Raw genomic sequence first — 14,091 nt, 5'->3', positions numbered from 1 at the left:
GCGTCTGCTTCAATGGCAAAAGGCTCCATTCGCGCCCGATTTAACCCTTCTTGCAACGCGGTTGTAATCCGTCGTAACTCACGGGTCACTTGATCCGCTTCTTCCACTAAAAATTCAATATCCGCCGACGACTCCCGCACTCGGACAATTAACTCAATAATTTCTTGAGACAAGGTATGGAATGGCGTAAATCGGTCGAGTTCCGTTGAGTCTAAATCCATATTCGGATCATCATAAATCGAAGAATTTTCACTAAACCAGAAGGGTTTGCGACGGTGAGACAGTAAAGAAATTTCCAACAGCGAGCGCTCATAGAAATCCTGCATCCGTTGACCCACATCTCCCAACAGCGAAACTTGATGCAGCAAATTATCCAAAAACTGGCGCATTCGTTCTTGGTCTTGTTCTAAACTATTCCGGTTAACCACCAGTTCCCCCATCAAATTACTGAGGTTATCCAGTTGTTTGACTGGAACTTTAACAATCGGTTCAGCAATGGGTTTAGCAAACGTCCCTCTCAGTGCTGAAGATTGACGAGATCTCGGAGGTGCATCTTCAATTAATCGCATCAATTCTGAAAAATCTGGATCTTCAGACATTGACTCTGAGATTTTACCGGAAGTTCGTCCATTCTCAGATTTAAGATTCGGTATAGAACTGGATACAGATGCAACCGGGTCAGAGGAGTGGAGCAGTTGATCTAAATTCAAGAAAATCTGATCCTCTGCTGCCGAGGTCGAAGTCATTGAAGACGAGACCTCCTCTTGATTGAGTAAGGCATCTAAACTGGTAAAATCATCATCAGGCAACTCAAAGTTAGGTTGAGATTGGCTCAAGGTTCCTGACCCTTCGTGCCTTATAGCATAGTTTTCGGAGACCCTTGAGGTTAATTCTTCAGTCTTTTCTTCAACAAAAGCAATAGATTTTTCTCCCAACTTCATCAAATCGTCCAAGGACGAAGGAGCAGAAGTCGGTACTGCGATACCCATATCATTTTCCAACAGTTCGTTAAACCAATCTTCCTCCGTTGTGGTTTTCAACTCAGAAGTAGAAAAAGCAGCCGTCGGTCGGGATGGGGGTACTGAAGTTGATTGACTGTATTGATCATATTGGTCAAACAACTCATCTAAACTTTCTGCATCCTCCAATAAATCATCGATTTCTAGTGATGTCGTTGGTGTAGGCGGTTGACTCCAAAGAGATGAATCTTGGTCTTCGGAGTTGATATTGAAAAGATCATCAAAGACATCCTTAAAACTAGCAACAGGTTGCTCTGGCTCGATTTTGACTGTGACTACCGGTTTTGAGGTTGGAGTTTCCACTCCTTGGGAATCGATATCATTCAGATTATCAAAGAAACTGGCAAGATCATCATCGATTTCAAAAGAACTAACAGAAATCGTGGCTGGGTTTTCTCCATCTGTTTGCTCGACCGAAACGTCCCAGGGTTCTTTCATTGAAGTTCCTGTGGATGTCTTTAGAGATTTAGCTTCTGTTTTGTTGAATCCAGTTTGCGTGTCGTCCAATAAATCCAAAAAGTCCCCCTGTAGAAGATCTCCCTCTTGGACATTCGATATAGGAATTTCTGTTGCTGTTTCTTCTACCGCTTCATGTTCCCAATCATCCAAACCGTCAAATAAATCCTTCAGGCTGTTATATTCTTCAGGCGTGATTTCTGGCCCATTGTGTAACCGCATGGGATTATTGCTGGGGTTAGTCGCTGACCCCGACCAGTTAGTATCCAACAAAGAGTTAGTTAAATTAGGAGAAGCAGATACAGAATTGTTCTGGCTCTGGGGAGACCTTGATGAACTTGACTTAGCAGTTGTTCCCCCTAATTGACTTAAAGGAGTCTCTCCTGGGGCCGGCGATTTCGATGAACTAGGTGACTTCGAGGGATAAGATGAAGAAGAAGACTTAACCGCAGATGGCGATTTTTGGCGTGTTGGGGGAATTACAGACTTAGGCAAGAAGCTTTTAAGTCCATCCGTTACAACAATTTCAGCTTCTTGATTCGCCAAAACCAGTTCTTGAGCTTCTTTAATCGACTTAATAATCACAGGAGCCAAACTTCGATAAGTATTATCAGGGTTTGCGATCGCTTGTTCGACAGTTTTAATAAACTTAACCCAATGGGGTAAATCAAACAGTTCTCCCGTCTGAGCCAAACTCTGACAAATTCCAATTAACCCTTGACGAGATTGAGAAGATTCAGATTGTTTAAACTGTTGCAACATCTCCCGCAACCGTTCAGAAACATCGCTCTTGAACACCAAATCCTTAGCACTGCTAACCGGAGTATCGTCTCGAACCGATGGAATCGCACTCACAGAAACTCCCCCAACCGGAGCCACCCCGCTCTTCCCTCGAATTTCTGGCAGACGAGGGCGTGTTTCTACTTCAGAGGGTCGAGTCCCTGTCACCTGTTGCTGCACAACATTTTTAATATGATAATTTAACGCTTCAAAAACGGGCTCAACATCCTGCAAAATCGCTGCTTCTGCTTCTTCTGTTAAGCCATAGGGCCCCGATAATTGATCAATCAAGGCTTGTAAAGTATCAAAAACTTGTAAAAATAACGATTCTAATTGTTGATCAATCAATTGAGCCGGAAGACGGTTTTCTTTAAGGATTTTAAAACTATCTTCTAAGCGGTGAGCCGTTTGTTGAATACTATTGAGTCCCAACATCGCGGCTCCTCCTTTAACTGAGTGAGCGGCTCGGAAAACCTCATTGAGCAGTTCTGGATCTTCAATAGTCGTTTGTAGATTCAGTAATCCCTGTTCAATAGTATTGAGGTGGTCTTTCGCCTCCTCAATAAAATAACCCATGATCCGTTGTTGCTGTTCCAGTTGCATATCAGTTGACTATTGGCTATTGACTATTGGCTATTGACTATTAGCAGTTGGCGGTGAACCGTCAACAGTTAACAGCGCGCCTGATCAGGTGATTAACCTTTCTCGGACGCATCAACGCGGAAGCGTTCTACAGAAGTGAGGAGGTCTCGCGCCACTCCCACAAGTTTAGTTAAGGCGCTGGAGACACCTTGAGCTTCTTGAGAAGTTTCTTGAGCACTATGTTCAACGGCTCGCATCACCTGAGCGACAGCCCGTGCAGTTTCGTTTTGTTCAACGGTATCCGCCGTAATGGAACGGACCAGAACGTCGATGCGGTTCGTCACTTGGATAATGTCATCCAAGGCTCGTTTTGCTTGTTCGGCCAGACGAGTTCCCTCAATCACCTGCTGATGACCTTGGGACATGGCCATCATTACGGTGTTGGTCTGGCTTTGAATTTGCATCACGATTTGTTCAATATCTTTTAAGGATTTCGCCGACTTATCCGCTAACTGTCGCACTTCATCGGCAACGATGGCAAATCCTTTCCCCGCTTCCCCGGCTCTAGCTGCCTCAATACTGGCGTTTAACGCCAGTAAGTTGGTTCGGGAAGCAATCTGAGAAATAATCGCCACAATTTTAGAAATTTCTTGGGTAGATTCCCCTAAACGCTTGACTTCTCGGCTGGTTTCTGCGACGGTTTCTCGAATTTTCAAAATTCCCGCCACGGTCATTTGTACCGCTTCTCCGCCTTTGGTCGCCACCGCCGCTGCTGAACGCGCCACTTCTTCGGCTTCTCGCGCACTTTCAGCAACCCGTTGAATGGCATCGGTGAGTACCTGAACTGAATTTAAGGTCGCAGCCAGTTCCTCCGCTTGTCGAAAGGCATCTCCGGCCACATCCTTCGCGAAGGTGGCACTATCCGTTGCCCCCTTACTGACTTGACGAGCGGCTTGTTTCACCTGCACCACAATTTCCCGCAGGTTTTGAATCGTTAAGTTAAAGGAGTCAGCAACGGCGCCTAAAACGTTCGCCGTCACCTCCGCCGTTACGGTTAAATCTCCCCGTGCTGCTCCTTCCACGTCATCTAACAACCGAATCACTTGACGGTGTAAATCATCTCTGGCATCTTCCTGTTCCTTAGCTTTGCGTTGGGCTTCACGGGTAATATTTTGGATAAATTGAGCCGCATGGTTAAATTTAGCCGACATTCTCCCAAATTCGTCCTCGGCAAACACGGTCGCCCGGGCATCTAAATTGCCTTTGCCAATGGCATCAAATTGAGCTTGTAAATCGTCCGTTGCTTTTTGAATTTGTTGAGAGCTAATCCGTCCTAATCCCCAAGCTGTGAGAAAACTGGTAGCTCCCGCAACAGTGGTCATCAGCCATCCCGTGACTCGCAGATAATCAACCACCTGTCGTTGATTGTCTAAGGAAGCTGTACGAGTGGCAATATTGGTAGCGGTTGCAACTAAAATCAAGGTGATCAGCCCTGTCCCTAAAGCGGTGTATAACGGTTTGCGCTTTAAAGAGGCATTTTCTAAGAACGAGAATGTCCCTTGATCGGTTGTTACCACAGTTTCCATCACATCCCCTAAATCAGGGCTCATGGTTGTTACTGCCGATGCGGTGTAAGCACTATTAAAAATCTCCTCATCCCGAATCGAGGAACTATCACTATCAAGGGTAATATTCTGGGAAGGAATTCCGATTTTGCCATCGAGGTTGCTAAAATCTGAATCCAGATACAGATCATGATCCCCATTAGAGATCACATCAAAATCGGCAGCATCATCAAATTCTTCAAAATCATCTAAGAAATCATTTTCCGTTAATAAGGGAGCCTTACCATGAGGAGAACGGCCATTAAGATGATTGATTTCTGCTGTAACATCAAAGGAGTCCCCAAAGGTATCCTCATTTAACGGATCAATATCAAAACTATCAGGAATAGCAGTCGCATCAAAAACCAGATCATCTTCTTCGAGATCGTTCGTTAGATCAGGAGCATCCGAGAGGTTGAACGCACTATAAGCTTCTGATTGGGAGGGGTGATCACGACGATGAGAATAATAGGAGGAATCAGCCGCATTATTCGTCAACAAGGTTTCCTCTTCGTTGCTTTCTTCTGCATCCAAAACGTTAAAGTTAGCCGTCATGTTAGAAGGGTTAGTGGGTAAGGGAACAGAATCATCGGCACTATCAACGAAGGGTTCCACAGGAAATGTAAAATCTATTGGCAGATCAAATGGGTCAAACCCATCTTCTTCGGAGCCTTCAACTTGGAGAGTTTCTACACTAGAGCGATTCCCATTTTGAGCTTCCGGTTCAGAACTGATCAACTCCACCGATGGCTCTAGCCCCACTTCCAGAGGTGCAAAAATATCATCCAGTTCGTCTTCAAAGCTCATGGCGGAAGAAACACGGGATGGCGCGTCTGTACTAGCTGGTTGAGAAGGGATGGAAGAAGATGGAGGATCAATTTTGTCCTCTTGGCTGACTCCCAATCCATGTTCTAAATCTGGTGTTTCCCCTAGCTCACCGTTGCCAAACAATTGAGTAGGTTGATGTTGAGCATCGATCTCCGACTCATCCAGAGTTTGTTGGGAATTGATGGAATGCTCGTGATCATCAGAGCTAACCGTTGAAGAATGCAGAACATCAAGTCTGTCTTCATCCTCCGAGGAAAATAAATCCCCAGTTAATTGTTCAATATCACTCGCACTTGCCTCATCGGTGGCTAAAGGATTCAGGTGTGGAGATTCATCATCTTCTTCTAATGTAAACGGATCGGCATCTAATTGGGTCAGGTACCCCAGATCATCTAAGGGATTTAAAATTTCCGTTCCTGCCTCTAAATCATCCTCAATTGCAAAGGGATTATCGGGATCTGTGCTAAAAGCAGATGAGCTACCATTAAGGTTTAAATGTTCTTCCTGATTCTCAAGCAGTTCCCAATCCTTTTCACCCATGGCATCCTCCAGACTCGGAACCGATAAGTCTACATCCGAGTCCTCTAGCTCTAATTCTTTAAAATCAAAAAGTTCGGAGGTTGCCGTGAAATCCTTCAGATCGATTTCCGAGTTGGCTTGCTTGATCAAATTGCCATTTTGTTGAACAAGAGAACCATTGGTTTCATCGAGATCCGGCTTTAATCCATTGATAGAGGATGAATGATCGGATAAACCATTGGTTTGTTCCGTTGCCCAACTTAAATCCTGGGTTAAATCAACATCAGCAGAATCAATTTCTTCATCCAGAAGGGCGTTAAAAACCGCTTGGGAATCTGGGGAATCGTTCAACTCATATTCAGCCGGGACATCAAGTAAGTATTGGTCAGTATCCGCTAAAGCTTGATGGGCTTGTTCGAGTAATTCATCATCCGTCGTCAAATTTAAGACAGCCATATACTGATCACGAGCCACATCATATTGTTGTAAGCCATAGCCATAGATATGACCACACAGAAGACGGGCTACTGGGTCTTCTGGATAATCTTCAACCAGTTGATAAACCAGTGCTGCTGCCTCTTCGTAATTTCCCTGACAGTATGCTTCCTCGGTTTGCTTATATTCTTGTAGGAAGTCTGTACTTGTTGCCATGAGCGATTCCCCTTGTGATTTTAAAGTGTAATTGTTGTATGGCTTAAACGTTAAAAGTTCAATTTAAGAAAGATTTAGCTTAAACAGTTTTATAATCAGTTGATGGTTAATAGGCTCACGCCCTGAGGCTATTAACCTGTTTATGTGATTCGGTTAGGTTGCCCAACGAGCCGAGCGCAAAATGGCTACTTGGTCTAGGAGTCGCAGAACGTTTCCTCCGTTTGCCAGTTGCCATTCTCCTTTAATAAAAGGAGCCATACTATCACCGACTTGAGTTGGCATTTGCATTTGATCAGGGTCAAGCCATGCCATATCATTGAGAGCATCGACTGCTAATCCTAATATAATGTCTTGGTCTTCGACGACAATGACATGAATCTCTGTGCGGTCTGTATTCAGGGCAGTGGAATCTCCTAAAAATTGACCCAAATCAGCCACCCAAATCACCCGACCTCGGAGGTTGAACGTACCCAGTAAGAGTGGGGAGACATTGGGAATGGGTGTCATCCGATCTGGGGACTGAAATAGTACCTCCCGGATTCCGATGGCTGGAAGGGCAAATTCCGACCCTGAAGGCACAAAAAAGCGGAGATGGGGCTCCCCTTCAGGAGTTTCCAACTCTTGGAATTCTGGGCTATCTGTACCTGGCCCGGTTAGAAAATCTGGGTTTCCCACCATTGTGATTTAGACCTACCCTCTAAGCAATTGTTTAACAGTACCGATTAATTCGGTCGGCTGGAAAGGTTTAGCAATATAAGCATCGGCTCCCTGTTTCATCCCCCAATAGCGATCAAATTCTTCCCCTTTGGAAGAACACATCACGATAGCAATATTGCGAGTTTTCGGATCAGATTTTAGGCGACGACACAGTTCATAACCGTTCATGCGAGGCATGACAATATCGAGCACCATTAAATCAGGGCAGCTTTTTTGGACTTGTTCTAACGCTTCTACACCATCACTAGCGACACTAACTTGTAAACCGCTATCTTTAAGAAGATTAGAAATCATCTCCCGTTGGGTGACGCTATCTTCCACAACCATGACTTTATTCATCGTTCTTCCCCCTGAGAAACTCCCGAATGGTAATCCGGTTAAAGCTGAGAGTCCAAGGAATAGGAGGTTTATGCTGCTGCATTAGAAATTTATCGTAAAGTGTCAACACAACCTTTTTGCCTCAAAAGAGGTGATTCTTTTTGACATACCTGTTTCTATAACAGGACAGAGGCGATTGAATATTTATTTGGGGTTGAAAGACCCACCTGGATTGGGCGTTTAATGGAACGCTAGATCAAGGAGACGGGTGTTCATTTGATCGCGTGTGGTTTTTCAGTTGTCAATCCCATAGGCTGGGTTATGATAACTTAGTTTTTTTAACATATTGCTTAATTTCAAGTATAGTTCGTCGCTCTAGGGGTTTATCGAGTCAGTTTTTGCACCAATTGTGTTCAGGATCGAAGCTTATATTAAGAGAGCAATAATCGCTGTGACCCTTAATTGTTAAGCATCTTACCCTTGACTCCTGACGGGTGTGACTCCTGCTAGATCTGGTCAGTGAGCGTCCAATTCAATTATACAAATCTTTGACAGCCTAGATTGATCCCAGATGAAAGTTTTTCGTCAGGGGTTGTTCAACAATTTAATGTTGTTGTTGAGGAACGGTAGAGAACCACGAATATCGGTCAAAGGGTTTCTAACTCACTCATGAATTCATCTTCTAACTTAGACTCTAAAGTCGTATTCATCAATTTTCCAGGCCCAATATAAGTTTCAACTAAAGTTAATAATTCAGCATCCCCAAAAGGTTTAGTTAAGTAATTCGTTGCTCGAATCATTCGAGCTTTTAGACGGTCAATAAATCCATCAATTCCTGTTAGCATAACAATCGGGGTTTGACGAAATGCCGTTGAATTCCGCAACATTGCACAGATTTCATAACCATTTAATTCTGGCATCGCAATATCACAGAGAATTAAATCGGGTTTGAGTTGAAAGACTAAACTTAATGCTTTTAAAGGATTCCCGATCGCAATAGCTTCATAACCTTGTTCTTTTAAAATCGTTTCAACGGTTTGCCGAATCACAATATCATCATCAATACACACAATCCGAGGGCTGCGGTTACGGTCATTCAAAGGTTCTAGTGGAGTTAACGAATTTTCAGGATGGGGGGTTAACAGTTGTACTAACCCTTGTTGAACAAAGGGATAAATTGCTTTAGTCACCATAACAATATCTCGATGTAAATGACGAGCAATTTGGCGAATGGAGGTTTGTCCATCAGCCCAACGATTGAGAGTTTCAAACACTTGAGGGCGGACAGTGTGTTGTAATTTTGAGCGATCCGTGATCAAAGGGCATTGATTGGGGGAGGTAATATGGGGATGAAATTTTTTCCATTCTTGGACTTGTTTAAAAATATTGGCTAATAAAGGGCTAATTTCTAAAGTTGTTAACTGGGGAGCTAAGGCGGAGCCCATTTCAAAAATAAATGCTCCTTGATGTAAACTCAGCAAATCAAATAAGGTTTCTTGAACCATACAATGCACAATACTGCGGGCAATGGCTGGGGTAATCACTTGGTTTTCCAGTAAAACCCACAAATACCCATACTCTGGAGCATTGACCGAAGCAATGGAGGGAACTTCTAATTCCGAGAGAACGGTTTCGGCTTTATAGCGTCGTAAATAATCCCGTAATCGGCGATTGGTTGCCTCGCTTTCGCCTGCATAAATAATGCGACCATTCCAACAAAAGACTAACCAACATTGTCCCGTCAAACGGCTGGGATGGCAGTGAAGAATTTCATTGGTCATCAGGGATGAACTGTAAGCTTCTACCATGAGTTCCCCTGTCCTCTGGCCAAGCTCAATCAGTTGCAAAATACTGCGAATATCAATTTCGTTTAAAGAGCCTTGCATTTAGCAAGTTGCCTCCTGCAAATAGGTTTTAGTTTAGGTACATCCTAAAGAGGAAAAATATGGGAGTTTCGTGATCATCAAATCACGGCTTTCCTTATATTCTAGGAGAGACAGCCACTTATGCACCGAATCCTTGGGAATTCAGGTTGACACTCAGCTAGACTTTTTTTAATCTTCGGATAAGGCAATGTCCTGATTAGAGCCAGAACAGATCTCTAAAAGCGGATATTTAAGGTTCTGGATTAACTGTTTACCTGCGACTCCCGCCTATGTTTTATGATTAAGACAGCGAACAAATAGTGCTTGAACACCTCAAGAGGATAAAGGGCCGATGCTCTATTTAGCGGAAGTACAAAAGCAGAGTAGCAAATTTGGTCTGGGTGGCGGTAGGACTGAACTCAAGCTATTGGCTTGTCAGCGAGGTGAAAACAATTGGAGTGCTGTACCCGGAGAGGAAATCATCCTTGCTGATGATGCCAATAACTTTAAGGACGGAACCTTAGTATTAGTGGATCTCAATACGAGTAAGCAGGTGCAACGCATTCAAGAAGCTGCCCGCCAACTCGTGGGGATTCTCCAAGATTTTTCTCGGTTGCAAGAAAAGTTTAAAACGCAACAAGAAGAAATTGAACAGTGGAAAGAGTCATTGACTTATCAAAGTCAAGAGTTAAATCGCCGGGAAATGGAAATGGAAGCCCGACGAGAACAGATGGAACAATTGGAGGATGAATTAGAACGGCTCGAACAGCAACGTCAAGAAATTGAACGTTCTCGCGATGAAAGTAACCGTTTACGTTCGGAAATTGATCGCGCACGTCAAGATATTGAAACCGCTCGTCAACAGTTAAAAGACCAGCGAAAACAACTCGAAGAACAACAAAGTCAATTACAGTCGTCTCCTTCGTTGAGTGCTAAACAATCTGAGCATGTCCAGAACCTCCTGAATCAACTTTCTAATTCGATTTTGATTTCACCGTTACAAACTCAACTCCAGCAATCCTTACAACAAGTGATCGGTGCTGAAAGTTCGTTAACACAACATCAACAACGGTTACAAGAACAACGTTCGCAAGCCCAACAACTTCAACAAACCTTAGAGGCAACGACCACCAGTATTAAACAGCAATGGCAACAGTGGCAGACCGCTCAGGATGTTTTAATCCAAAACCGTTGTGAGTTAACGTCCCAGCAACAGTTACTGCAAACCCAACAGGATTACATCCAAACCTTACAAACCGTCATTGACAGCCGTCAAACGTTATTAGAACAACTACAACAGTTGGCATCCCGTCAAACCGAGGATGATTCAACTACTGTCAGCGTTAAGATGGATATCCAAGCTTTGGAAGCAATGCCATTGGAACAATTACAGGCAGAAGTCCTACAATTGCAACAGGAGTGGGATCGTTGGTCTGGTTTTGTTAAAGAACAGGAGGAGGAATTAAAATTAAAACTTGAAGAAATTGAAGAACTTCAAGAGAAACTGAAAACAGCCAAGGATGGACAGCAACAAAGTTTACAGACGGAATTAAGCGATGAGCAAGATGCTTATCAAATGTTGAATGAAACGTTGGTGGGTCAGCGCCGTACCTTGAAAGAGCGAGAAGACCATAAAACCCAATATGAAGCAGTTCTCCTGCGTCGTCAAGGTTTATCTCCTGCCACTTCTAGGGGTGCGGTTGATTTGAAATCGATGATTGCGAATTTGGAAAGTCAACAACAACAACAACAACAACAACTCCAAACCTTGGAAACGGAACTTCAAGACCTCCGTTCTACCTTGGCACAGCGAGAAACTGAGGTCAATGGTCAGGCCCAACAGCAAGAACAAGCTCGCCAACAGTTAGAAACTCAGGAGCAAAGTTGGATCGAACAGCAACGTAGGGTTGCAGAACTGTGGGGACGAATCAGTTTATCTCAAGAGATGTTACAACCCGTTCAAGATTCTTGGAATCAAGTTCGACAACAGTTAGAGGAAACAACGACTGAATTGAATCAGGTGTTGGAATTGTGCTCGGCTCAAACTCAGGTAACCACTCAATTACGACAAGTTTTATCGGGTCTAGTAGATTGACACTCCCACCCCTACGCTTTAGAAGTATAAGGTGCAGGTCTTTTAATTAATTTCAATCCTTAATCTTTTCTCTGTCTCAACTTCTGGAACATCCTCAGTAATTGACAGATAGGCATACCACTTATTTCGATGTTTAATTAATTTAAAAGAACCTCCTTGAATTGTTCCCTCTAGCAATCCATCTAAAACAGGTTGCTAATGAGGAGATGCAACTTTAATGGGGATTCTTTTTTCACCTTTGAGAGTCGGAAAACTAATCGAATAAGTCTTTCCTTTTAAAGTTAACTTCCAGTTTTGGTTATTAACTTCTACCGGAAGGACTTTGTATTGTTTGGTTTGACGACCTATAGGTGATTTGGTATGTCGGATAACTTGATTGACCAAGGCAGATTTTAACTCGGACATGATTTTAGTTGTTGTCATTTTACGTCGCTCTTTAATCAGAAATGACAACAACTGGTTTGCAATCCGCGTGTTTTCCTCCGTCATAAGCTCAAAGATTTGAGCTTTACAACGGTTGAGATCTACGAATTTTAATTTAATCGTCCGAGTTATCTTAGTGATATTAACTATGATAACATAAGGTTGATGGATTGTGTGTATCAACAATGACAGAAAATCAGTACAAAAGAAAAACCACATCAGTGAGCCTAATCAATTATCATTTTGTGTTCTGTCCTAAAAGGCGAAAAAAGGTGTTGGTCAATGAAGTGAGTAGAAGATTAGAGGAAATTATTTATCAAAAAGCAAAAGAGCTAGAATGTGATGTCCTAGCTCTGGAGATAATGCCTGATCATGTACATTTATTTATTAGTTGTCACCCTTTTGTTGCTCCGCACCAAATCATGTTTAGAATCAAAGGGGCATCATCAAGAATATTAAGAAAAGAATTTCCTCATTTACTTAAATTGCCTTCTTTATGGACTAGGAGTTATTATTGTGGGACGGCAGGTTGTGTCTCAAGCGAAACCATTAAGAGGTACATTGCAAATCAAAATTCTCATTAATCTCCACTCCGCCTTTAGGCGGGTATTCTACATCCCACACTTGAAAGACGCGCTGCTCTGAATACGGTTATTGTAAAGTACCCAACCCCAACGTTTCAATGAGTGGCGTGGGATACTTCACTCCTCTTCAAAGCCTGCATTATCCTCTTCGTCTAAATCCAAGTCTTGATTGTAGCCTCCAGATTCAAGGGGAATACAAATTAAGTTATCGTCCTGAGTATAAATTAAGCCTTGTTGACGAAGTTTTCCCATCAGACGAGTCACGGTAACTCGTGTAGCACCGATGGCACTGCCGATTTGGGAGTGGGTTAATGACCAAGGTAAACAATAGCCTTTAAATCCAACTTCTCCATTGCCACTGGTATAATATTCCCCGTATTCTTCAATTAATAAGGTTAGGAACCCTAGAAGTCGGTCAATGGTACGACGTTGGCCTAATGTACTTAACCACAGTAATTTCCGTTGATGTTGATAGCGGAACGCATCAAGAACTTCTCGACGAAAATGAGGCCAATTATCCAAATCGTGCCAATACATCCATAACACGGTTGTTTCATCAGCGTGACTATAAGCTTGAAGGCTAAAGGGAGACTGAGCAACAAGTTCAAAGGGTTGACCCGCACCGACAAAACCCAGAAAAGCTTCATCTAAATTGCGATGGCGGGGTTTGGAATTGGATTTGCTTTTGGGGTATTCCAATTGAGCACTACCAACTAATCGGATGCCTCCGCGTTGGACTAAATAAAGTAACCCTGGACGAGCCGGAATTCGTTCATCTTTCGTGAAACTGCGACAACGATAATGTTCCTGTGCCCAGTCTGTAATTCGTTGCCAGGTTAGGAAAGGTCGATTGGAATCGGTTGGGATTGGAGATGATTGCATCATAAGTTTGGGTAATTAAATTGATTTTATGAGTGAAATTTACTCGTCGGATGGGAATACACCTCCACATCCGTCAATGTTTGAATCGGTTCACAAATTTGATCTGTGATCCTGAAGGTGTATTTTATACTTGAGAGAAACGGATTTCTGATCTTTTAACCAATGTAACAAAAAACACATCTCTTTGGGGAAGAGTCATCTGCTATTTTTGGGAATAAATTTCAAAAAATTCTGTCAAGGCTTGAGCCAAGGGTGTTGATAATACCAAGTGTGAGCTTGTTTAAGATGGAGTCAGGAGCATATGCTTGCTTTAGCACAGGTGTTAGGGATACAACTGAGAGAAAGTTTACAATTTCAGGGAATTAATATGGTTGATTCTCAGGAAATTCCCGTAACTCACATTAAACATAAGACCCAGATCCTATACGGATCAGCGATCGCGCTGAAACTGGCTTCCCAGTTGCATCAATCTCCATTCGCTCTGGCGGAGGCTCTGTGTATTCGTTTAAATACCTGGAATTCAGACCGTCAGTTCAGTTGCGGGACGATTCCCAGAGATGTAACGGTTCATCTGTTGTCGTCAGGAATGTTACAATTCATCTTGACTGATGTTGGAATTGCCACTTGGTTAGAACAAATTCTTCGTTATTCTTGGGTACAAACTTCTCTTCAAAATTTAGAAATTTCTTGGGAGCAATTCCAGATTCAATATAGTCATGCTCGCTGTTGTTCTTTATTGCGTTTAGCGGAACGGGAGCATTTAATCAC

Annotated in this window: 9 protein-coding genes and 1 pseudogene; 3 read left to right on the top strand and 7 right to left on the bottom strand. The window is 43.0% G+C overall.

The features are described 5' to 3' along the window. From ACKPEB_RS07435 to ACKPEB_RS07415, 5 genes are all read right to left on the bottom strand, one after another. Nucleotides 1-2,858, bottom strand: a 2,858-nt coding sequence (locus ACKPEB_RS07435; protein ID WP_408964230.1) for an Hpt domain-containing protein, incomplete at its 3' end; no start/stop codon positions are given. Nucleotides 2,859-2,950: 92 nt separating this feature from the next. Next, on the bottom strand, nucleotides 2,951-6,439 hold the full coding sequence (locus ACKPEB_RS07430; RefSeq protein ID WP_408964229.1) for a methyl-accepting chemotaxis protein: 3,489 nt from the start codon (nucleotides 6,437-6,439) through the stop codon (nucleotides 2,951-2,953). A gap of 153 nt (nucleotides 6,440-6,592) precedes the next feature. Then, nucleotides 6,593-7,117, bottom strand: a complete 525-nt coding sequence (locus ACKPEB_RS07425; RefSeq protein WP_408964228.1) for a chemotaxis protein CheW — start codon at nucleotides 7,115-7,117, stop codon at nucleotides 6,593-6,595. A 12-nt stretch (nucleotides 7,118-7,129) separates the two neighbouring features. Then, nucleotides 7,130-7,495, bottom strand: a complete 366-nt coding sequence (locus ACKPEB_RS07420) for a response regulator transcription factor (protein WP_408964227.1) — start codon at nucleotides 7,493-7,495, stop codon at nucleotides 7,130-7,132. 626 nt (nucleotides 7,496-8,121) lie between these two features. Next, on the bottom strand, nucleotides 8,122-9,360 hold the full coding sequence (locus tag ACKPEB_RS07415) for a response regulator (RefSeq protein ID WP_408964226.1): 1,239 nt from the start codon (nucleotides 9,358-9,360) through the stop codon (nucleotides 8,122-8,124). Nucleotides 9,361-9,691: 331 nt separating this feature from the next. On the opposite strand from ACKPEB_RS07415, the gene hmpF reads away from it, so the two are divergent. Beyond that, nucleotides 9,692-11,434 (top strand): pilus motility taxis protein HmpF, encoded by a 1,743-nt coding sequence (hmpF, locus tag ACKPEB_RS07410; RefSeq protein WP_408964225.1) that lies wholly within the window; start codon nucleotides 9,692-9,694, stop codon nucleotides 11,432-11,434. Between the two features lie 195 nt (nucleotides 11,435-11,629). On the opposite strand, the gene ACKPEB_RS07405 is transcribed toward hmpF, so the two are convergent. Further along, nucleotides 11,630-11,857, bottom strand: coding sequence for a hypothetical protein (locus tag ACKPEB_RS07405; RefSeq protein WP_408964224.1), 228 nt, complete (start codon nucleotides 11,855-11,857; stop codon nucleotides 11,630-11,632). A gap of 185 nt (nucleotides 11,858-12,042) precedes the next feature. On the opposite strand from ACKPEB_RS07405, the gene tnpA reads away from it, so the two are divergent. Further along, nucleotides 12,043-12,441: an IS200/IS605 family transposase gene (gene tnpA, locus ACKPEB_RS07400; RefSeq protein WP_408964223.1), complete on the top strand. Its 399-nt coding sequence runs from the start codon at nucleotides 12,043-12,045 to the stop codon at nucleotides 12,439-12,441. A 117-nt stretch (nucleotides 12,442-12,558) separates the two neighbouring features. On the opposite strand, the gene ACKPEB_RS07395 is transcribed toward tnpA, so the two are convergent. Beyond that, nucleotides 12,559-13,323 carry a Crp/Fnr family transcriptional regulator gene (locus ACKPEB_RS07395; RefSeq protein ID WP_408964231.1) on the bottom strand — a complete coding sequence of 255 codons (765 nt, stop codon included), beginning with the start codon at nucleotides 13,321-13,323 and terminating at the stop codon, nucleotides 12,559-12,561. Nucleotides 13,324-13,624: 301 nt separating this feature from the next. On the opposite strand from ACKPEB_RS07395, the pseudogene ACKPEB_RS07390 reads away from it, so the two are divergent. Next, nucleotides 13,625-14,091 (top strand): annotated as a pseudogene (locus ACKPEB_RS07390) (hypothetical protein); the annotation flags it as partial.

Source organism: Planktothrix sp., assembly GCF_046067725.1.
In the GTDB taxonomy this organism is placed as follows: Bacteria; Cyanobacteriota; Cyanobacteriia; order Cyanobacteriales; family Microcoleaceae; genus Planktothrix.
The sequence above is the reverse complement of the archived record's forward strand: the minus strand, read 5'-3'. Positions and strand labels throughout refer to the sequence as shown.